The sequence below is a fragment of the Streptomyces antibioticus genome, assembly GCF_002019855.1.
Taxonomy (GTDB): domain Bacteria; phylum Actinomycetota; class Actinomycetes; order Streptomycetales; family Streptomycetaceae; genus Streptomyces; species Streptomyces antibioticus_B.
In genome coordinates, this window is sequence record NZ_CM007717.1 from 5451671 (window position 1) to 5471062 (window position 19392).

Genomic DNA, 19392 nt, shown 5'->3' on the forward strand with positions numbered 1-19392 from the left:
TGTACGCATGGCCACGCCTTTCGGTGCGATCCACGGCAAAGTGCACCCACCCGTGTGAGCGGAACGTGCATATATGTAGGCCCCGGGGAAGCCTGATGGTCCGCAGGAACGCACCCCTCCAGAGGACTGGCTGATCATGGGCGGATCAGCGCCGCGCCGGGACTGTCATCTGCCGGTCGAGACGACCAGCTTCGTCGACCGGCGAACCGAACTGGCCGAAGCGCGCGAGCTGTTGACCAGGGCCCGGCTCATCACCCTGACCGGCCCCGGCGGCGTCGGCAAGACCCGCCTGGCCGGCCGGATCGCGGCGCGCGTCGCCCGCGCCTTCCCCGACGGCGTCCCCTTCGTCCACCTCTCGGGCCTGCACGACCCCGCGCTCGTCCCGCACGCCGTCGCCGACGCGCTCGACCTCCACGACCACTCCGCGGACCCCCCGCTGGAGGCCCTCGTACGGCATCTGCGGGACCGCCGGCTGCTCCTGGTCGTCGACAACTGCGAGCATCTGCCGGACGCCTGCGCCGAACTCGCCGGCGCGCTGCTGCGCGGCACCACCGGCGTCCGTGTCCTCGCCACCAGTCGGCACCGGCTCGGTCTGACCGAGGAACACCTCATGGACGTACGGCCACTGCCGGTGCCCGATCCGGACGACGACCTGTCCGCCGCCGACGGCTACCCGGCGCTCGCCCTCTTCGCCGACCGGGCCGCCGCGGTCGTCCCCGGCTTCCGCCTCACCGCCGCCAACCGCGCCTCCGTCGCCCGGCTCTGCCACCGCCTCGACGGCCTTCCGCTCGCCATCGAACTGGCCGCCGTCCGGATGCGCGTCCTCGACGTCGACCAGCTCCTGGCCCGCCTCGACGACCGCTACCGCCTCCTCACCGGCGGCAGCCCCGCGGTCCTGCCCCGCCACCAGACCCTGCGGGCGGCGGTCGACTGGAGCCACGAGCTGTGCGACCCGAGCGAACGACTCGCCTGGTCCCGCCTCTCCGTCCTGGCCGGAAGCTTCGACCTGGAGACGGCCGAGGCAGTGTGCACGGACCCGGAGGGCACCGACGCCGCCGACGCCTCTCCCCTGCACCCCCACGCCGTCCTCGAAGCCGTCGCCGGGCTGGTCGACAAGTCCGTGCTGTGCCGGGAGGCCGCGACCGGCGGGGGCGGGGTCCGCTACCGGCTGCTCGACAGCCTCCGGCACTACGGCCTCGAACGGCTCCGGGAGCGGCCCGGGGAGGAGCGGGCCGCGCGGATCCGGCACCGGGACCACCTCCAGCGCCATGTGGAGGCGTACGAACGGGACTGGTTCGGGCCGGACCAGCCCGCCGTCGTCGCCCGGCTGCGCGCCGACCGCGACAGCATCCGCGCCGCCCTCGACTTCAGCCTCACCACCCCCGGGGAGGCGCTCGCCGGGCTGCGGCTCGCCGGCACCCTGTGGTTCCACTGGCACGCCTGCGGAGCACCCCGCGAGGGCCGCTACTGGCTCGACCGCGCCCTGGACGCCCACCCGGACCCCACCCCCGAACGGGCCCGCGCGCTCTGGGTCGCGGGACTGCTGGCCGGCTGTCCCGAGGACCTCACCCGCGGCCGCCGCCGCGCCGAACAGGCCCGCGACCTCGCCCACCGCCTCGGCGACGCGGCGGAGGCGGCGCACGCGGACTACGTCGTCGGCGTCATCCGGCTCTTCAGCGACGACCTCACCGGCGCCCTCGACCACTTCCGCGCCGGCGTCGACCGCGGCCCGCTGCCCGGCCAGCACCTCAGCCTCGTCGGCCTCGACCGCGTCGAACTCGCCTGCGCCCTGGCCTTCCTGGGCCGCGCCGACGAGGCCATCGCCGTCTGCGAGGAGACCCGCGCGCTCTGCGCCGCGCACGGCGAGCGGTGGGTGCTGTCGTACGTGGAACGCATCCTGGCGCTCGCCCACAGCGTCAAGGGCGACCGGGAACGGGCCGAGGAGCACGGCAGGGAGGCCCTGCGGCTCAAACTCGCCGTGCACGACGTGATCGGCATGGGCCTCACCCTCGACCTGCTGGCCCGGATCGCCGCCGAGCGCGGCGCCCACCAGCGGGCGGCCGTCCTGCTCGGCGGCGCCGACCGCGCCTGGGCCGACATCGACCGCGACCGCTGGGGCTCGGCCGCCCTCAACGCCACCCGCCGGGCCGGCGAGGAGCGCGTCCGCGCCGCGCTCGGCCCGGCCGCCCTGCGCCGCGGCTACGACCGGGGCGCCGCCCTCGCCCTCCCGGACGTCGTCGCCTACGCCCTGGAGGAGAACGGCGGCGACCCGCCCGAACGCCCCTCCGGCTCCGCGCACGGCGTCCGGCTCACCCGCCGGGAGGCGCAGGTCGCCGCGCTGGTCGCGGAGGGGCTCGCCAACCAGCAGATCGCCGACCGTCTGGTGATCGCCCGCCGCACCGCCGAAGGACATGTCGAACGCATCCTCAGCAAGCTCGGCCTCAGCAACCGCAGCCAGATCGCCGCCTGGGTGGCCGCCCAGCGCTGACCAGCCGCCACCAGGCGAACCGACCGCCCGGCCCCGCACCCGCACCCGCCGACCACCCCCAGGGGGATCCATGACCGCCCATCCGGCCCCGACCACCGCCCCGACCACCGCACCGGCCGAGGGCCTCGCCCCGCACGGCGGGTTCGACCACCGCATGACCGTCTGCGGCACCGACGAGGACTTCGTCGCCGCCGCCCTCGCCTTCCTCGCCGAGGGACTGGCCGCCCCCGACGAGCCGCCACCCCTCGCCATCGTCGCCCCCGACAAGCTGGACCTCCTGCGCGACGCCCTCGGCACCGGCGCCAAGGACGTCGGCCTCGTCCCGCACACCGACTGGTACACCGGCTCCGCCGCCAACGCCGTGGCCCGCGCCGCCCGCCACCTCGCCACCGACGCCGGGCCCGGCGGCCGCTGTCACCTCCTCATGGAACCCGTGTGGAACGGCCGCGCCGGACGCTCCCCGCGCGAGAGCGCCGAGTGGATCCGCTACGAGGCCCTCGCCAACCTTCTCTTCGCCCCCACCGCGACCACCGCGATGTGCGTCTACGACACCCGCACCGCCGGGTCCGTCGTCATCGAGGCGGCCCGCCGCGCCCACCCCGGCAGCGGCGTCTACACCGACCCCGCGCGGATCGCCGTCGAGCTGGACGCCGTACCGCTGCCGCCCGTGCCCGCCGAGGCGGAGCTGCTGCCCGAGCCGGTGCCGGAGGCCGTGCGCGGCTGGGCCGTGGCGCGCGGGCTGGGCGCCGCCGACGCGGACCTGTTCGCGGCGGCCGTCGCGGAGGCGGCCGCCCTCGGCCCCGTCACCGGCGCCCTGCTGTGGGGCGAGGCCCCCGGCTGCGTCTGCGAGGTGGGCCTCGCCAAACGGGTCGACGACCCCCTCCTCGGGTTCGTGCCGCCCGCCGACGCGGCCGCCCCGGCACCCGGCCAGGGCCTGTGGTTCGCCCGCCAGGTCTGCGCGTACGTCGACCTCCGCGCTGCCGCCGGCGGGGGCACGTCCGTACGCCTCCAGTACGGATGAGCGCCCCCGGTCGCCCGGAAGGATCACGGGCGGGTACGGAAACGGGTAGTCCTCCCCGTGCGCCACGGGACCACAGGGGGCACTCTGACCTCATGCTGCGAATCTCCGGGGGCGGCCCCCTCCCGGACCCCCACCCTCAGTACGGCGCATACCCCCAACCGCCCTTGGGAGCGGGACATTCGAGCGTCGAGTACGAGCCCTGGCCCACCGCCGTCCGGGCGGCCCGCGCGCAGGTGCGCGAGCAGCTCGAACGGTGGGGGCTCGCCGACCGGGGCGACCTGGTGGACACCGCCGAACTGCTGGTCAGCGAGCTGGCCACGAACGCCGTGCTGCACTCCGCGAGCCGCTTCCGGCTCACCCTGTCCGCCGCGCACGGCACCCTGCGCTGCGAGGTCGCCGACACCGGCCGCCGCGTCCCCGAGGTGCGGGCGGCCGGCGGCGGGGAGAACGGCCGCGGGATGTTCCTGGTGGACGCGCTCGCCCGGCACTGGGGCTGTCTGCGGGACGGGCAGGTCAAGACGGTGTGGTTCGAACTCGGCACGTGCGGGTGCGCGCGGCGGTGTGTGCCGTCGGAGTGCGGCACCGGCACCTGAGCGTCCGGACCCGGTCGCCTCTGCTCTCGGGTCAGTCCTCGTCGCTCGTCCAGCGGGCGCTGAGCGCGATGTCCCGGAGCTGCTTCATCGTCAGGGCGGGCTTCGCACGGGTCGCGTCCTTGTTCTGGTCGCCCGTGTTGAAGGCGCTGACGACCACCCGCAGCCCGTCCGTGCGCAGGGTGTCGACGGTCCACCACACGACCCCGGCCCCGCCCTTCTCACCGGGCACCTGGCGCGTCGTGACCCGGGTGCCGTCGGGCAGGGTCTCGGCGTCCGCGCCGAACAGCTCCCCGGCGACGTCGGACATGCCCGGCTGCACATTCACCTGCACCAGGCTGGCGCCCTTCCCGTCGTCGAGGACGAACGAGCCGAACCCCTCCTGACTGTCGGCGGCCGTCCGGTCGAGCCCCTTGGGCAGCAGCAGGGCCAGCTTGCGCATCACCACGGTGGCGGGCATCTGCGCGGACGGCCCCGAACCGGCGGACACCGGCTTCTCCGGCACGGGCAGGGAAGCGATGATCCCGCGCCACACCTCGGCCCCGGCCACCTTCTTCAACTGGGCGACAGTGAGCGGCGGTTCGGGCCGGCTGACCGGCTCGCCCTTCTCGGCGGGCGCGTTCCACTCCAGGAGGCTCACCCGGTACCCGGCCGGGGTGACCAGGTCCGCGCCCCACGCCTTGGTGTCCGCACGGCGGTCGGGATACTCGTAGCCCTGGTAGACGGTGAGCGCGGAGCCGTCGGACAGCAGCTCGGTCGTGCAACTGTCCATGTCCCCCTGGCCCTTCTCCGGGCAGGGCAGCACCAGCGCCCGCGGATCGATCGGCTCGTCGCCGTCCGCGGCGATCCGGTCCAGGCCCAGGGAGAGCGCCCCTGGGCCCTCGCCGTCGTCGAACACACCCGTCACCAGGGGCGGCAGCTCGTCGTCCGTGCCGCGGGTCTCGGCGGCGGTGAACGTCCCCTCGGGGAGCAGCTCGCGGAGCGTACGGACCAGGTCGTCGCCGGAGACGGTCTTCTTCTCGGCCGTGCGGTCGCCCGCGGCGAGGGAGGCAGGGCGGGTGTCGGGCGCGTGGTCGTCCGGCAGGATCAGCGCCCCGCCCACGCCCACCAGGGCGAGGGCCGCCGCGCTGCCGGCGACCGCGGCGCGGCGCTGCACCTGCATCCGGCGGCCGCGCCGGGCCCCGGCGGCGGTGAGTTCGGTGCGGGGGGAGTCGAAGGAGCCGCCCGCGTGGTGGAGGGCGTCGGAGAGCCGGCTCTCGAAGGGGTCGTCGGGCTGGTGCGAGGGCATGGTGAACCACCGTTCCACGAGCGGGTGATGAGGTGAGGTGTCAAGGGCCCCGAGGGCGTGGCTCAGGGCCGGGCGTACTCGCCGACGTCCTCGCCGAGCAGTTCCCGCAGCCGGGCGAGGGCGCGGGTGCAGCGGGTGCGGACGGCGGCGGAGCTGGCGTCGAGGGCCTTGGCGGTCTCCTCGACGGAACGGTCCTCCCAGTACCGCAGGACCACGACAGCGCGGTCCTTCGCGGGCAGCCGGGCCAGGGCCTGGAGCAGGGTGAGCCGCAGCGTGGTGTCGGAGTCGGCCCCGCCGCCGTCGGACACGTCCGGGAAGGCGTCCACGGCCCGTTCCCGGCTGCTGCGGCGGCGCCGGTGGGCGAGGAAGGTGCGGGTCAGGACGGTCTGCGCGTAGGCGGCGGGGTTGTCGGCGCGGGAGACGCGCCCCCAGCGGACGTACACCCTGCCGAGGGTCTCCTGGACGAGATCCTCGGCGAGATGCGTGTCCCCGGCGGTGAGCAGACAGGCGGACCGGTACAGGTGTCCGGCGCGCGCCGCCGCGAACTCGGCGTACTCGTCGGCGCGAGCCTGCCTCATGCGTGGTCCCCCCAGAGTCCGTGTGCGCGTCGCCCTTCACCTCATTGATGCGGTGGGCCCCCGGAAATGTTTCAGGGGGCCGGAAATCGCTTCGCGGCGGGGGCGGGTAGGTTTCCTTTGTGACAGCCCAGCCCCCGCCGCCGCCCGGTTTCGGCCCGCCCCCGCCGCAGTACCTCGCCGAGGGGCCGCAGTACCTCCCGCCCGGCGGGGCACTGCCCGAGTTCCTGGCCGTGGACCGGCGCAACTCGATCGTCGTCGACGCGACGGGCGTGGCCTTCGAGATGTACGGCATCACGGTCGAGTTCACCTGGCCGGAGATCCGCAGCGTCCACTACAAGGCGAGCGACGACGCCAAGTCCCTGATGGTCGCGGTCGTCCACCTGGACGGCAGGGTGTACGAGGGCGTGGTCCGCGCGAAGCCGACGGAACGGCTGCGGGCCTGGTTCCCCCAACTGGCCTGGGTCCTCGGCTACTACCGCCCGACGGGCTGACGTGGCTTCACAGCAGGTGGTCGGCTTTGCCGGCTTTGATGTCGAGGATCATGGTGCGGAGCGCTTCGCGGGTGTCGGTGAGGTAGGTGTCTTCGGCGCCGGCTATGGCGATGTAGGCGTTGCCCTCCGGGTCGGTACCCAGGCGGAAGCAGGCCGATCCCTCGCCGCAGTACGGGTCTTCCCAGGTGATCTCGGGCATGGTCGTCTCCTCAGAGCTGGTGGGCGATACTCCGGATGAGGTCGTACGACTCCTCGGGGGACAGCGCACGGCCCTCCATCCAGTCCAGTTGCGTGCGGTACTTGGACAACTGCGTTTCCTGGTAAAGGAATTCCGGTCCGTGCGCGCTGTCGATCTGGACGGTGTCCAGTTGAGGGACCGGGCCCGCCAGATAGACCACGGTCTGCCCGGCGCCGGGGAACGAACCCGCGTCGAACGGAATGACCCGCAGGGTCACATGAGGCTGCTCCGACACGGCGAGCAGATGTTCCAACTGCCCTCGTGCGACCTTGCGTCCCCCGAACTGCATGCGCAGCGCGGCCTCGTGCAGTATCCCGACGTACGGGGTGGGACTGTCGCCCTCCACCACCCGCTGGCGCTCCAGCCGATGGGCGAGCCGTAGCGCGACCTCGTGTTCGGGCAGCGGCGGCAGCACGGCCTTGAAAACGGCCTGGGCGTAGTCGCTGGACTGGAACAGCCCCGGCATGTGGATCAGGTGCACGCTCCGGATCCGTACCGCGTGGTGCTCCAGCTCGGCGATGTCGAGGATCCCGGCCGGGAGGCTGCCTCGGTACCTCTCCCACCAGCCCCGCTCGGCCGGTTGGGCCATCTCGACCAGGGCGTCGACGTATGCCTGGTCGTCACAGTCGCAGTTGCAGGCCAGGGTGCGCAGCCGCTCGGGGCTGATGGCACGCGACCCCGACTCGATGTTGGAGATCTTGCCGCGGTCCACGCCGAGGAGCCCCGCCGCGTACTCCCCGGTCAGACCGGCGGCGGTCCGCATTCTCCTTACTTCCGCCCCGAGCCTCTTCTGACGCTCGGTCGGAGACGTCCTCGCGGCCATGCGATGCCCTCCTTCAAGCCGGGATCACCCTATCGGGGCCCATGTTCTCCCAATGAGGGGGCAACATAACCCGGCGTGCCTTACATTCAGTTAAGGACAAGCTACACAACGCAGTTGGAGCCCCTCATGGCCATGCCTCACCTCTGCCCCCTCGCCCCCGCGTTCCCCTGTGACTTCACCCCGCCCATCCCCGAAACCCTCTCCTACAGCCTCACGTTGCCCGCGTCGCTGGCGAGTCCCGGGCGGGCGCGGGCCGTGGCGCGGGAGGTGCTGGGGGCTCACGGGCTGAGCGACATGCTGGACCCGGCGTTGCAGGTGGTGGGCGAACTGACGGCCGTGGCGGCGCAGTTCACGCAGTCCCCGGACTTCTATCTCTCCCTCCGCTATCGCAACTCCACGCTGCGGGTGATCGCCTACGACAGTCACCCCCGCCACACCCAGCCGAACCTCGCCGCCGCCTGCGACACCCGCCGCCGCGCGGCACTGCGCGTCCTCGCCTGCGTCTGCCGCGCCTGCGAGGGCGACTGGGGCTTCGGCGCGGCACGGGAGCCCGGCGGAGGCACGCGCGCGTGGGCGAGCCTGCCGAGGGCGACCGCGGCGGCGTACGGCAGGGGTGCCGCGCACAGTGTCACGGGCTGAGCCCCGTACACACGGCGGACGGCCGCCCGGAGCCTGGTGGGGCCAGGTCCCGGACGGCCGTGGATCAAACCTCCGCACAGAGCTACGGCAGCGCGTGCACGTGCGGCCCCACCGCGTTGGACCACGCGTTGCCCGCCGTCGCGTCCCAGTTCGTGGACCAGGTCATCGCGCCCCGCAGGTCGGGGTACGTCCTGGACGGCTTGAAGGAACCGCAGTTCGTGCCCTTGGCCAGGCAGTCGAGGGCGTTGTTGACGATCGTCGGGGAGACGTACCCGCTGCCCGCGCCACGCGTGGACGCCGGCAGGCCCAGGCCGACCTGGGACGGGGCGAGGCCGCCCTCCAACTGGATGCAGGCCAGCGCGGTGAGGAAGTCCACCGAGCCCTGCGAGTAGACCTTGCCGTCGCAGCCCAGCATCGAACCGCTGTTGTAGTACTGCATGTTGACGACCGTGAGGATGTCCTTCACGTTCAGCGCGGTCTGGAAGTAGGCGCCCGAGGTCGACTGCATGTCGATGGTCTGCGGCGCCATCGTGAGGATCATCGACGGTCCCGCCTGCGCGGACAGGGAGCGCAGCGCCTGGGTCATGTAGGTCGCGTTGAGACCGTTCTCCAGGTCGATGTCGACGCCGTCGAAGCCGTACGTCTGCATCAGCGAGTGGACCGAGTTCGCGAAGTTCGTCGCGGAGGCGGAGCTGTTCACCGCGACGGTGCCCGTCTCGCCGCCCACCGAGATGATGACCTTCTTGCCGGCCGCCTGCTTGGCGCGGATGTCCGCCTTGAACTGGTCGACGGTGTAGCCGCCGAGCCCGGCCGAGTCCAGGTTGAAGGTGACCGCGCCCGGGGTCGCCGTCGCGTCGGCGAACGCCACGGCGATGATGTCGTACTGGGCGGGGACGTCCGAGATCTTCTGGACGGTCGCGCCGTTGTTGAAGTTCTGCCAGTAGCCGGTCACGGCGTGCTTGGGCAGCGAACCGCCCCCGCCGCCCCCGCCCGCCGTGGTCGTCCCGGTCACCGCCGCCGACTTCACGGACTCACCGGCCGCGTTGGTCGCCGTCACCTGGAAGCTGTACGAGGTCGACGCGGCGAGCCCGGTCACGGTCGCGGAGGTGCCGGTCACCGCCGTCACCTTCGTGCCCGCGCGGTAGACGTTGTAGCCGGTCGCGCCGGAGACGGCGTTCCAGGCGAGGGAGACGGACGACGAGGTCGTGCCGGAGACGCTCAGGCCGGCCGGTGCCGCCGGGATCGTGGGTTCGGGGTCGCCGCCCCCGCCGCCGTCGGGGCCGAACACCGAGATGTCGTCGGCGTAGTAGGCGGCCTGGCCGTACCAGCCGTGCGTGTAGACCGTCACGGAGGTGGTGGAGGAGCCCGTGGTGAAGCTGGTCGTGAGCTGCTTCCAGGAGGGCGAGTCGGGCGTCCAGGTCGAGACGTCCGTGGTGCCCGTGCCGGTCACCCCGAGGTAGGTGTAGCCGCCCTGTACCCAGGCGCCCAGCGAATAGGTCGAGTTGGGCTTGACGGCCACGGTCTGGGAGCACCGGGCGTTGTCCTGTCCGGCCGGGGTGGCCTTCAGCGCGCCCGCGCCGCCGTGCGTGGGCGAGGAGACGGTCGTACCGCTGCCCGCCGAACAGGTCCAGTTGGAGAGGCCGGACTCGAAGCCGGCGTTCTTGGCGTTGTTCACGTCCGCGGCGGACGCCTGAGCCGCGCCCGCCAGGGTGAGGGCCAGCGCGGCGGTCACCGCGCCCGACCACAGCCGTGTCGATCTTTTATGTGGGGACATGACAATAAGTTGGTCCAGACCAATTCTCTTGTCAAGAGATCCGTATGTGGAGAGTCGGTGTGCGCAACCTGCCCCGGTTTGCCGCGACTTGCGAGAAGAACAGTTGCCTACCAGCTACGGAAAGCTGTTCTCCGGCCACAGGGCCGTGGATACAGTGCTGACGTAGTCACGCAATGAAGTCACCCCGGCGCACCGGCGTCACCCCGGTGGGCCGGACCGCGGAATCGGGGAGCTGCGCGTGCCAACTGCCGTTGCCGTGACCGGCGCCGACCTGGCGCTGCCGCCGCAGGACGAACGGACCCTGCCCGCCGCCGTGCTCGACGGCCTGGACCGGCTGCCGCTCGACCAGGCCCTGGCCGCCGTCCAGACCCTCGTCGAACAGCACGGCCACGTGATCGTGGTGTACTCCCGGGCCACACCCCCGGCCGTGGCACAGCGGTTGCACACCATCCGCGCCCTCCTGGAGAGCGACCGCATCGCGCTCTTCCGCCCCGACCTGCCCCCGCTCGGAGTCGCCGTCCTGGCCCGCCAGTTGCGCCAGCTCGCCTCCTGCGACCTCGGGCCCGGCGTGCTCGCCTCGGCCGGCCGGCTGCTCACCCACTACCTCCACGCGGGCGCGCTCCTCGGCTCCGTCGCCCGGCTGGACCGGGTGCCCGTCGTCGGCCTGACCTCGCACGCCAGATCCTGGGTCCCCGGCAGCCAGTTCGCGGTGCTCGCCCACCCCCAGCCCACGCTGGTCAAGGCCGGACCCGATGTCACCCTGCCCGGACCGGAGTTCGGCACCTGGCTGCTCGTGGGACGCGGCCAGCTCCCCTCCGACTGGGTCACCGGCACCCTCGCCCCCGCCTGGAAGGTACAGGGCCTGCGCGAGACCGAGGCCCCCGCCGAGTCCGCCGCCTGGTGGGGCACCGGCAAACTCGTCGAGTTCTGCGCCTACCTGCCCGATCTCTCGGTCCTCTACCAACTGGTCGCCTCGGTCCGGCGCGGCGTCTGCCACTGGTGCGGCATCGACGTCATCGGCGACCGCTGCGTCTTCTGCTCCGCCACCCCACCACCCCCCTCCGAACTCAACGCCCGCCCCGTCCGCCCGAACCGCGCCCTGACCACGGGCTGAACCTCCCGGCCCGCCGTTCCGCTCCGTCGTCCCGTTCCCGCACGACCCGACCCCCAACGAGGTTGCACGGTCCATGAACTCCCGTCAGCGCCGCGGCGTGATCCTTCTGCTTCTGTCGGTGTTGTGCGCCCTCGGCGCCTTCGCCGGTGTGCTGTCCGTCATAGACGACGTGAACTCCAAGGTGGGGCCCGAGGTCACCGCCTACGAGCTGCGCTCCGACGTCGCGCCCTACACCGCCCTGAACGCGGGCCAGTTCAAGAAGATCAGCATGCCGGAGCGCTGGCTGTCGGAGAACGCCGTCACCGACCTCGCCGCCGTCCGCGGGAAGATCGCCGTGACCACGCTGAAGAAGGGCTCCCTGCTCCAGAGCGACATGCTGGTCGACCGGCCCGCACTGCGCCCCGGACAGCAGGAGGTCGCCATCATGATCGACGCGGCGACCGGCGTCGCGGGCAAGATCACCCCCGGCTCCTCCGTCAACGTCTACGCCACCTTCGAGGGCGCCCGCGACAGCGACCCCGACCAGTCGAAGATCATCGTCACGGGCGCCCGGGTCCTCGACGTCGGCGAGCTGACCGCCCTGCGGCCCGACGCCGACGACCGCGACCGCTCCGCCACCGAGGCCGTCCCCATCACCTTCGCGCTCTCCGCCCTCGACGCCCAGCGCCTCACCTACGCCGAGTCCTTCGCCAAGCGCGTCCGCCTCGCGCTCGTGGCCCCCGGCAGCAGCGCCTCGGTCCCCGACCAGGACCGTACGTACGAACTCGCCACGGACAAGTGAGAGGCCGCCGCCCATGCCCACGAGGATCCTCCCGGCCGTCGGCGACGCGGACGCGGTCCGTGCCCTCACCACCCTGCTCAGCCAGCTCCCCGACGCCGAACCCGTGGCCCCCGTCGGCGACTCCACCCAGCTCGTCGACACCCTCGCCCGGCTCGCCGCCGAGTCCGTCGACGAACTCCCCGAGGTCGTCGTCGTCCACGAACGCATCGGCCCCGTCCCCGCGCTGGAACTCGTCCACGAGGTCGCCCTGCGCTTCCCGGCGGTCGGCGTCATCCTCGTCACCACCGACGTCGGCCCCGGCCTCTTCCAGGCCGCCATGGACGCCGGCGCCCGCGGCCTGGTCACCCTCCCGCTGAGCTACGAGGAACTCGCCCACCGCGTCCAGGCCGTCGCCCAGTGGTCCGTCGGCGTACGACGCCATCTCGGCCACGGCGCCGACGTGTTCACCGGCGCCGGCGGCACCGTCGTCACCGTCAGCGGCGCCAAGGGCGGTGTCGGCACCACCCTCACCGCGGTCCAACTCGCCCTCGCCGCCCAGGCGTCCGGCCGCCCCACCGCCCTGGTCGACCTCGACCTCCAGACCGGCGACGTCGCCTCCTACCTCGACGTCCAGTTCCGCCGCTCGGTCGTGGACCTCGCCGCCATCACCGACATCTCGCCCCGCATCCTCGCCGAGGCCGTCTTCCGCCACGACAGCGGCGTCGCCCTCCTCCTCGCCCCCGCCGAGGGCGAACGCGGCGAGGAGGTCACCGACCGCGCCGCCCGCCAGATCGTCAGCGCCCTGCGCTCCCGCTACGAGGTCGTCGTCGTCGACTGCGGCGCCCAGCTCGGCGGCGCCGGCGCCACCGTCGTCGAACTCGCCGACACCGCCCTGCTCGTCACCACCCCCGACGTGGTCGCCGTCCGCGGCGCCAAACGCGCCGTCCGCATGTGGGACCGGCTCCAGATCCGCAAGGCCGAGGAGACCACCGTCGTCGTCAACCGCCACACCCGCACCACCGAGATCCAGCCGCCCCTCATCCAGCGGATCACCGGCACCGCCGTCGCGGCCACCACGATCCCGGCGAACTTCCGGGAACTCCAGGCCGCCGTCGACGCCGGCCGCGTCCACGACCTCGACGGCAAGGGCGCCGTACGGCAGGCCCTGTGGGCGCTCGCGGCCGAACTCGGCCTGGTCAAGGCTCCGGAGACCGCGCTCGAACGGCGCGGCGGACGCGGCCGGGACCGGGGCGCGGGCGGACTGCGCAGGCGGAAGGAGTGAACGCCGTGACGCGACGCCGAGCACGGGACCGACAACGGGTCCGGGACCGAGAACGGGACAGGGTTCGGGACCGGGGCAGAGTTCGGGACCGGGACCGGGACGGGGGGCAGGTCACCGTCGAGTTCCTCGGCATGACCCCGCTGATCATCGTGACCCTGGTCGTGGTGTGGCAGTTCGTGCTCGTGGGATACACGTTCACGCTCGCGGGGAATGCTGCCGACGAGGCGGTACGCGCGGGAACGGCCGCGCCGCCCGGGGGACGGACCGCCGCCTGCCAGGAGGCGGGCCTGAGCAAGCTGGGCGACGCGTGGAGGGGGAACGCCGAGGTGACCTGCGGCGGTGCCGGATATGTGACGGCCGACGTCACCCTGCGCGTCCCCGTGCTCTTCCCCGGCCTGATCGACTTCCCGTTCCCGGTGCACGGCCACGCCGGCGCCGTAGAGGAAGACGACGGTGACTGACATGCCGTACACGAGGCGCCGCGGGCGGGCCCGCCGGGGCGACCGGGGCCAAGTCGCCCTGGAGTACCTGGGGTTCCTGCCCCTGTTGCTGCTGGTCGCCCTGGCCGCCGTCCAGCTCGGGATCATCGCCTACACCGCCCAGCAGGCCGGCACGGCCGCCCGCGCCGGCGCCCGCAGCGCCTCCCTCGACGGGGACACCCAGGGCGACTGCGGTCGCGCCGTGAGCAGTTGGCTCGACGTGTCCTGCGCCGAGGCGGGCCTCGGCGACGAGGTCCGGGTCACCGCCGAGATCACGATCCCGTCCGTCGTCCCCGGCATCGGGGACTTCGGCACCGCCCGCAAGACCGCCACCATGCCGGTCGACCACTGACGTCCAGGAGAAGGAAGCGGACATGAGGAGGAGCCGGAGATGAGTCTGCGGTCCCGCATCACCTCCCCCGAGGAGCAGAGCGGCCGGGGCGAGGACGGCCGGCTGGTCACCTCCTACCGTGCCAAACTGCTGGAGGAGATCGACCTCGCCGAGATGAGCTCGCTCGCCGCCGCCGAACGCCGCGCGCGGCTGGAGCGGGTGCTCGGGCACATCATCAGCCGCGAGGGCCCGGTGCTCTCCACCGGCGAGCGCACGCAGTTGATCCGCCGGGTGGTGGACGAGGCGCTCGGCCTCGGCATCCTCGAACCGCTCCTGGAGGACGCGTCGATCACCGAGATCATGGTGAACGGCCCCGACGCGATCTTCGTCGAACGGGCGGGCCGCGTCGAGCAGTTGCCGCTGCGCTTCGCCTCCCACGAGCAGTTGATGCAGACCATCGAGCGGATCGTCTCCACCGTCAACCGCCGGGTGGACGAGACCAATCCGATGGTCGACGCCCGGCTGCCGTCCGGCGAACGCGTCAACGTGATCATCCCGCCGCTCTCCCTGACCGGCCCGATCCTCACCATCCGCCGCTTCCCGCGCTCGTTCACCCTCCAGGAACTGATCGGCTTCGGCTCCCTCGACGAGCCCATGCTGTATCTGCTGGCCGGGCTGGTGCAGGCGAAGTTCAACGTGATCGTGTCCGGGGCCACCGGCACCGGCAAGACCACCCTGCTCAACGCCCTGTCCGGACTGATCCCGGAGGGCGAACGCATCATCACCATCGAGGACTCCGCCGAACTCCAGCTCCAGCAGCCGCACGTCGTCCGGCTGGAGTCCCGCCCGCCGAACGTCGAGGGCAACGGCCGCATCACCATCCGCGACCTGGTCCGCAACTCCCTGCGGATGCGCCCCGACCGGATCGTGGTCGGCGAGGTCCGCGGCGGCGAGTCCCTCGACATGCTCCAGGCCATGTCCACCGGCCACGACGGCTCGCTCGCCACCGTCCACGCCAACAGCGCCGAGGACGCCCTGACCCGGCTCCAGACCCTGGCCTCCATGTCGGACGTCGAGATCCCCTTCGTCGCCCTGCACGACCAGATCAACAGCGCCGTCGACGTGATCGTCCAGCTCACCCGGTTCGCCGACGGCGCCCGCCGGATCACCGAGATCGCCCTGCTCGACAGCCACGGCGGCGAACCGTACCGGCTGGCCACCATCGCCCGGTTCAACGCCCAGCCGATGACCCCGGACGGCCGGATCCACGGCGCCTTCGCCTACTTCCCGCTCCCGCGCCGCACCGCCGACCGCCTCTACATGGCGAGCCAGCCCATCCCGCCCGCCTTCGGCGTCGCCCGGGACGCCCTCGAACTCACCACACGGGAAGCCCGGTAGGAGTCATGGACCTCGACGACCTCATCACCCTCACCACCGGCGCCACCCTGCTGACCTGCGTCCTGGCCGTCGCGGGCGTGCACCTGTACGCCAAGGGCCGCGCCCAGCGGGCCGCGCTGGTCGAGCGGCTCTCCTACACCGGGCAGGAACCCCTCACCGGCCGCCGGCGCCGCTTCCGCGACCTGGACCGGCGGCTGCGCCGCACCGCCGCGGGCCGCCGTCTGGAACGGAAACTGGCCGCCACCGGACTGGACGTCACCCCCGCCGAGTTCGTCGTCGCCATGCTCGCGGCCGTGGCGGGACTCTGGCTGCTCGGCCAGGCGGTCCTGGCACCCTTCTTCGGCCCGCTCGCCGGACTGCTCGGCGTCTGGGCCGCGCTCCAGTTCCTCAACTGGCAGCGCCAGAAGCGCATCGAGCGGTTCATCAACCAACTCCCGGAACTGGCCCGCATCCTGGCCAACGCCACCCAGGCCGGACTCGCCCTGCGCACCGCGATCGGCATGGCCGCGGACGAGCTGGAGGCCCCGGCCGGTGAGGAACTCGCCAAGGTGGCCAACCAGTTGGCCGTCGGCCACTCCATGGACGACGCGCTCGGCGAACTGGCCGACCGGCTGCCCTCCCGCGAACTCGTCGTCCTCGTCACCACGTTGGTGCTCTCCAACCGGGCCGGCGGCCAGGTGGTCGGCGCCCTGCGCAACCTCACCGAGACCCTGGAGGAACGCAAGGAGACCCGGCGCGAGGTCCGCACCCAGCTCTCCCAGGTCAGCATGACCTCGTACGCCGTACCCGTCCTGGGGGTGGGCGCGTTGTTCCTCATGGACAGCGTCTCCGACGGCACCCTCGACCGGATGACCGGCTCGACCGTCGGCCAGGCGTGCGTCATCGTCGCCTTCGGGCTCTACGCCGTCGGCTTCGTCCTCATCCGCCGTATGTCCCGCATCGACGTCTGACCGAAGGAGGCCGGACCGTGGAACTGCTGCTCGCACTCGTGATGGGCCTCAGCGTCTGGGGCGTCTTCGCCGGGATCCGGATGTACCGGGCCGATGTGAAACTCCCCAGCGACCTGGTGCTCGCCCTGGAGGTCGGCGCGACCCGCACCGGCGCGGTCGGCTCCCTCGTCGACCGCCTCGGCATGCGCTACGCCCCCTCCGTCCTGCGGCTGATGGGCCCCAAGCAGGTCGCCCGCTACCGCCGCCGCATCGACCTCGCCGGCAACCCGGGCGGCCTGACCATCGACCGCTACGCCGCCCGCCGCGCGGTCTACGGCGCGATCGGCGCCGTCGGCGCCCTGGCCGCGTTCCTCCAGGGCAGCTTCCTCGTCGGCCTGCTCATGCTGGCCTTCGCGGCGTTCTGGTCCGAGGTCGGCATCTGGTCGGCGATCCGGGTCCGCAAGGACGCCATCGAACGCACCCTGCCCGACTTCCTCGACGTCCTCGCCGTCGTCGTCAGCGCCGGCCTCGGCTTCCGCCAGGCCCTCGACCGGGTGGCCTCCAAGTACGAGGGCCCCTGGGCCGACGAGATCCGCATCACCCTGCGCCAGATGGACCTCGGGGTGAGCCGCCGCGAGGCGTTCGAGGAACTGCGCCGCCGCAACGACTCCGAGCAGGTCGCCATGTTCGTCACCGCGCTCCAGCAGGGCGAGGAACTCGGCGCGCCGATCGTCGACACGCTCGTCGCCATCGCCAAGGACATGCGCCGCACCGACGCCCAGAACGCCCGCCGCAAGGCGGCCCGTGCGGTGCCCAAGGCCACGCTGATGATCACCACGTTCATGGTCCCGGCGACGATGCTGCTCCTCGGCGCGGGGATGCTGCTGGGCTCCGGCACGGACTTCAGCTCGATCACGGGGGAGTAGGCGAGGGGGATGGCGGTGGTGACGGTGGACGACGGTGGGGGCGGATTCGGGGGCCCGGGGGTGGCTGCCGGCCCGGTGGTAGCTGCCGGCTTGTCGGAGGTCGGGCACTCGGCCACGGGGGAGACGCCCATCCCACTCCAGGTGAACGCGTTGCAGGCGATGTGCCGGCAGGTCTTCGGCTTCCGCCTCGCCATGATCGCCGTAGCCGCCCCCGCCGCGCTCCTCAACGCCTCCCCGGGCCTGGGCGTCCGCCTCGTCGGAGGGGCCGTCGTCGTCACCTTCATGGGCTCCTACGTCCTCTTCCGCGACTGGGAACGCTTCGGCCCCCTCCTCCTGCGCCACCCCGCCCTGCTCGCGGCGGACACCGTCCTCGGCACCCTGCTGCTGATCTCCGCCGGCCCCGACACCACCCTCGCCTACGTCAGCGTCTGCACCCCGCTGCTGGCCGGCATCGTCTACGGCTGGCGCGGCGCCGCCTGCTTCGCCTCCCTGCAGTCGCTGATCCTGCTGCTGGTCCACACGACCCTGGAACAGGGCCCGGCCGTGGGCCTCGCCGAGAAACTGCTGCTGCCCGGCCTGTGCGTGATCACCGGCGCGGTGGGCTCGACCCTGCGCGGTCTGATGCTCCGCTTCGGCGAGGCCACGCACGCACTGACCGCCGTACGGGCCAGGCTCGCCGTCACCGAGGCGCTCGGCGCCGAACGCGCCCGTCTGGCACGGGAGATGCACGACTCCGTCGCCAAGACCCTGCACGGCGTGGCGCTCGCGGCGGACGCCCTGGCCCGCTCGACCGACCTCGACCCGGCGACGGTACGGCAGCACGCGGAACTCGTCGCCCGCTCGGCGCGCAGGGCGGCGGCGGAGTCCCGCGAACTGTTGACGGACCTGAGGCGGGAGCCGGGCGAGGGCGGGCAAGGGGACGACGGTGTGGACGTCCTCCCCGAACTGATGGCCCGCACCCACGACTTCGCGGACCGCACCGGCCTGCCGGTGACCTACCGCGCGATGGGGGACCGTGCGACGCTCCCCCTCCCGCCCACCATCGCCCGCCAGCTCCTCACCATCACCGCCGAGGCGATGGAGAACGCCCACCGGCACGCGGCCCCCACCCGGGTCGAGGTCAGCGCCGGTGTGCGGGGCGAGCTGCTCACCCTCAGCGTCCACGACGACGGCCGGGGCCTGCCGCCCGGCACCACCCTCGAACACCTGCGCCGCACCGGCCACTTCGGGCTGGTCGGCATGGTGGAACGCGCGGCGTGCGTCGGCGCGCGGATCCGCATCGGCGCGGGATCCGACGCGCGGGGCACGGAGGTACGACTCGAACTCCCCCTGACAGCCCTGTGAACCGCTCAGCCGACGAGAGGAAGAGAGGAGCCCACCGCACGATGCCGGCCAAGAAGGCACTCCCCCCGAAGCCCGTGTTCCCGTCCGTGCGGGTGGTCGTGGCGGACGACAACCCGGTGGTGCGGGCGGGTCTGACCGCTCTCCTCTCCGGACGCGAGGACATCACGGTCGTGGCGGAGGTGGGGGACGGGCACGCGGCGTACGAGGCCGCGGTCCACCACCGTCCCGACGTCATCCTCCTCGACGTCCGCATGCCGGGCGTCGACGGCCTCGCGGCCCTGCCGCACCTCGCCGGGCTGGCCCCGGTCGTGATGCTCACCTACAGCCACGAACCGGAGATCGTCCAGGAGGCACTGCGCCGCGGCGCCGGAGGCTACCTGGTCCACGGCGAGTTCACGGTGGACGAACTCCTGTCCGCCGTACGGGACGCGGTGCGCGGCCGAGCCCACTTCAGCCCGACGGCGGCGACGGCGGCACTGGCCCAGATCCGCGATGCAAACGCGACTGCACACGGCGCAAGGGCCTCAAATCCCCCACCCTCTCTCGATTTGACGAAACAGCTTTCGCAACTGCAACCATCTATGGCACATTCGAGAACGGGCGCTTCCGCAAGGGAGGGGTTCCGGCTCAGCGCGAGGGAGGCGGAGATCATGGACCACATCGCGTCCGGCATGAACAACCAGCAGATCGCCGCCGCCTGCTTCATCAGCGAGAAGACGGTCAAGAACCACATCAACCGAATCTTCGCCAAGCTCCACAGCAGCAGCCGCGCCGAGGCGGCCGCGAAGTGGCTGGGCACGGCGGTGACCTCATGAGCCCCCGCAATGCCCCTGTCTGGGCCCGGATTTGGGCCCACGGACCCTCGCGCCGACCCCCCGGCACCCCGTACCGTCCTCGGG

General features: G+C 72.7%; 20 protein-coding genes. 15 read left to right on the forward strand and 5 right to left on the reverse strand.

Annotation, left to right across the window (positions count from 1 at the left end):
• Nucleotides 1–136 precede the first annotated feature (136 nt).
• From AFM16_RS24870 to AFM16_RS24880, 3 genes are all read left to right on the forward strand, one after another.
• Nucleotides 137–2488, forward strand: coding sequence for an ATP-binding protein (locus AFM16_RS24870; protein WP_078634666.1), 2352 nt, complete (start codon nt 137–139; stop codon nt 2486–2488).
• Between the two features lie 70 nt (nt 2489–2558).
• Nucleotides 2559–3509: an anti-sigma factor RsbA family regulatory protein gene (locus tag AFM16_RS24875; RefSeq protein ID WP_078634667.1), complete on the forward strand. Its 951-nt coding sequence runs from the start codon at nt 2559–2561 to the stop codon at nt 3507–3509.
• A 164-nt stretch (nt 3510–3673) separates the two neighbouring features.
• Nucleotides 3674–4102 carry an ATP-binding protein gene (locus tag AFM16_RS24880; protein ID WP_037874919.1) on the forward strand — a complete coding sequence of 143 codons (429 nt, stop codon included), beginning with the start codon at nt 3674–3676 and terminating at the stop codon, nt 4100–4102.
• A gap of 31 nt (nt 4103–4133) precedes the next feature.
• Here the strand turns inward: AFM16_RS24880 and AFM16_RS24885 are convergent, their stop codons facing one another.
• Entirely contained in the window at nt 4134–5387 is a 1254-nt protein-coding gene (locus AFM16_RS24885; protein WP_078634668.1) for a hypothetical protein, read from the reverse strand.
• A 62-nt stretch (nt 5388–5449) separates the two neighbouring features.
• The gene (locus AFM16_RS24890) at nt 5450–5965 is read right to left on the reverse strand and encodes a SigE family RNA polymerase sigma factor (protein ID WP_030783605.1); all 516 of its coding nucleotides are present in this window, start codon (nt 5963–5965) and stop codon (nt 5450–5452) included.
• A gap of 119 nt (nt 5966–6084) precedes the next feature.
• Between AFM16_RS24890 and AFM16_RS24895 the strand changes: the two genes are divergently transcribed.
• Complete coding sequence (locus tag AFM16_RS24895) at nt 6085–6456, forward strand: hypothetical protein (RefSeq protein ID WP_030783608.1); 372 nt, start codon at nt 6085–6087, stop codon at nt 6454–6456.
• Nucleotides 6457–6463: 7 nt separating this feature from the next.
• Here AFM16_RS24895 and AFM16_RS24900 read toward each other — a convergent pair whose 3' ends face one another.
• Complete coding sequence (locus AFM16_RS24900; protein ID WP_078634669.1) at nt 6464–6655, reverse strand: hypothetical protein; 192 nt, start codon at nt 6653–6655, stop codon at nt 6464–6466.
• A 10-nt stretch (nt 6656–6665) separates the two neighbouring features.
• Nucleotides 6666–7517 (reverse strand): helix-turn-helix domain-containing protein, encoded by an 852-nt coding sequence (locus AFM16_RS24905; protein WP_078634670.1) that lies wholly within the window; start codon nt 7515–7517, stop codon nt 6666–6668.
• 126 nt (nt 7518–7643) lie between these two features.
• On the opposite strand from AFM16_RS24905, the gene AFM16_RS24910 reads away from it, so the two are divergent.
• Nucleotides 7644–8156 carry an ATP-binding protein gene (locus tag AFM16_RS24910; RefSeq protein ID WP_179123308.1) on the forward strand — a complete coding sequence of 171 codons (513 nt, stop codon included), beginning with the start codon at nt 7644–7646 and terminating at the stop codon, nt 8154–8156.
• 82 nt (nt 8157–8238) lie between these two features.
• Here AFM16_RS24910 and AFM16_RS24915 read toward each other — a convergent pair whose 3' ends face one another.
• Nucleotides 8239–9930 carry a chitinase gene (locus AFM16_RS24915; protein ID WP_030783620.1) on the reverse strand — a complete coding sequence of 564 codons (1692 nt, stop codon included), beginning with the start codon at nt 9928–9930 and terminating at the stop codon, nt 8239–8241.
• Nucleotides 9931–10168: 238 nt separating this feature from the next.
• On the opposite strand from AFM16_RS24915, the gene AFM16_RS24920 reads away from it, so the two are divergent.
• The 10 genes from AFM16_RS24920 (at nt 10169) to AFM16_RS24965 (ending at nt 19308) form a co-directional block, all read left to right on the forward strand.
• Nucleotides 10169–11044, forward strand: coding sequence for a hypothetical protein (locus AFM16_RS24920; protein ID WP_245177792.1), 876 nt, complete (start codon nt 10169–10171; stop codon nt 11042–11044).
• Nucleotides 11045–11117: 73 nt separating this feature from the next.
• The gene (gene cpaB, locus AFM16_RS24925) at nt 11118–11825 is read left to right on the forward strand and encodes a Flp pilus assembly protein CpaB (protein ID WP_078634672.1); all 708 of its coding nucleotides are present in this window, start codon (nt 11118–11120) and stop codon (nt 11823–11825) included.
• Nucleotides 11826–11838: 13 nt separating this feature from the next.
• Nucleotides 11839–13086 (forward strand): CpaE/TadZ family protein, encoded by a 1248-nt coding sequence (locus AFM16_RS24930; RefSeq protein WP_078634673.1) that lies wholly within the window; start codon nt 11839–11841, stop codon nt 13084–13086.
• A 131-nt stretch (nt 13087–13217) separates the two neighbouring features.
• Entirely contained in the window at nt 13218–13547 is a 330-nt protein-coding gene (locus AFM16_RS24935) for a hypothetical protein (RefSeq protein ID WP_051780285.1), read from the forward strand.
• A 1-nt stretch (nt 13548) separates the two neighbouring features.
• The gene (locus AFM16_RS24940) at nt 13549–13917 is read left to right on the forward strand and encodes a TadE/TadG family type IV pilus assembly protein (RefSeq protein WP_030783634.1); all 369 of its coding nucleotides are present in this window, start codon (nt 13549–13551) and stop codon (nt 13915–13917) included.
• A gap of 39 nt (nt 13918–13956) precedes the next feature.
• The gene (locus AFM16_RS24945; RefSeq protein WP_030783636.1) at nt 13957–15294 is read left to right on the forward strand and encodes a TadA family conjugal transfer-associated ATPase; all 1338 of its coding nucleotides are present in this window, start codon (nt 13957–13959) and stop codon (nt 15292–15294) included.
• Nucleotides 15295–15299: 5 nt separating this feature from the next.
• Nucleotides 15300–16244, forward strand: coding sequence for a type II secretion system F family protein (locus AFM16_RS24950; RefSeq protein ID WP_078634674.1), 945 nt, complete (start codon nt 15300–15302; stop codon nt 16242–16244).
• Between the two features lie 17 nt (nt 16245–16261).
• Nucleotides 16262–17149: a DUF5936 domain-containing protein gene (locus AFM16_RS24955; protein WP_030783643.1), complete on the forward strand. Its 888-nt coding sequence runs from the start codon at nt 16262–16264 to the stop codon at nt 17147–17149.
• Nucleotides 17150–17158: 9 nt separating this feature from the next.
• Nucleotides 17159–18493 (forward strand): sensor histidine kinase, encoded by a 1335-nt coding sequence (locus AFM16_RS24960; protein WP_078634675.1) that lies wholly within the window; start codon nt 17159–17161, stop codon nt 18491–18493.
• A gap of 41 nt (nt 18494–18534) precedes the next feature.
• Nucleotides 18535–19308 (forward strand): response regulator, encoded by a 774-nt coding sequence (locus tag AFM16_RS24965; protein WP_078634676.1) that lies wholly within the window; start codon nt 18535–18537, stop codon nt 19306–19308.
• The last annotated feature ends 84 nt before the right edge of the window (nt 19309–19392 follow it).

Bases quoted from the DNA above. Each gene is read 5' to 3' on its own strand.
- AFM16_RS24965 (WP_078634676.1), top strand. From the start codon at position 18,535: ATGCCGGCCAAGAAGGCACTCCCCCCGAAGCCCGTGTTCCCGTCCGTG.
- AFM16_RS24950 (WP_078634674.1), top strand. From the start codon at position 15,300: ATGGACCTCGACGACCTCATCACCCTCACCACCGGCGCCACCCTGCTG.
- cpaB (WP_078634672.1), top strand. From the start codon at position 11,118: ATGAACTCCCGTCAGCGCCGCGGCGTGATCCTTCTGCTTCTGTCGGTG.
- AFM16_RS24875 (WP_078634667.1), top strand. From the start codon at position 2,559: ATGACCGCCCATCCGGCCCCGACCACCGCCCCGACCACCGCACCGGCC.
- AFM16_RS24900 (WP_078634669.1), bottom strand. From the start codon at position 6,655: ATGCCCGAGATCACCTGGGAAGACCCGTACTGCGGCGAGGGATCGGCC.
- AFM16_RS24945 (WP_030783636.1), top strand. From the start codon at position 13,957: ATGAGTCTGCGGTCCCGCATCACCTCCCCCGAGGAGCAGAGCGGCCGG.
- AFM16_RS24905 (WP_078634670.1), bottom strand. From the start codon at position 7,517: ATGGCCGCGAGGACGTCTCCGACCGAGCGTCAGAAGAGGCTCGGGGCG.
- AFM16_RS24885 (WP_078634668.1), bottom strand. From the start codon at position 5,387: ATGCCCTCGCACCAGCCCGACGACCCCTTCGAGAGCCGGCTCTCCGAC.
- AFM16_RS24910 (WP_179123308.1), top strand. From the start codon at position 7,644: ATGGCCATGCCTCACCTCTGCCCCCTCGCCCCCGCGTTCCCCTGTGAC.
- AFM16_RS24870 (WP_078634666.1), top strand. From the start codon at position 137: ATGGGCGGATCAGCGCCGCGCCGGGACTGTCATCTGCCGGTCGAGACG.
- AFM16_RS24960 (WP_078634675.1), top strand. From the start codon at position 17,159: ATGGCGGTGGTGACGGTGGACGACGGTGGGGGCGGATTCGGGGGCCCG.
- AFM16_RS24935 (WP_051780285.1), top strand. From the start codon at position 13,218: ATGACCCCGCTGATCATCGTGACCCTGGTCGTGGTGTGGCAGTTCGTG.
- AFM16_RS24915 (WP_030783620.1), bottom strand. From the start codon at position 9,930: ATGTCCCCACATAAAAGATCGACACGGCTGTGGTCGGGCGCGGTGACC.
- AFM16_RS24930 (WP_078634673.1), top strand. From the start codon at position 11,839: ATGCCCACGAGGATCCTCCCGGCCGTCGGCGACGCGGACGCGGTCCGT.
- AFM16_RS24940 (WP_030783634.1), top strand. From the start codon at position 13,549: ATGCCGTACACGAGGCGCCGCGGGCGGGCCCGCCGGGGCGACCGGGGC.
- AFM16_RS24890 (WP_030783605.1), bottom strand. From the start codon at position 5,965: ATGAGGCAGGCTCGCGCCGACGAGTACGCCGAGTTCGCGGCGGCGCGC.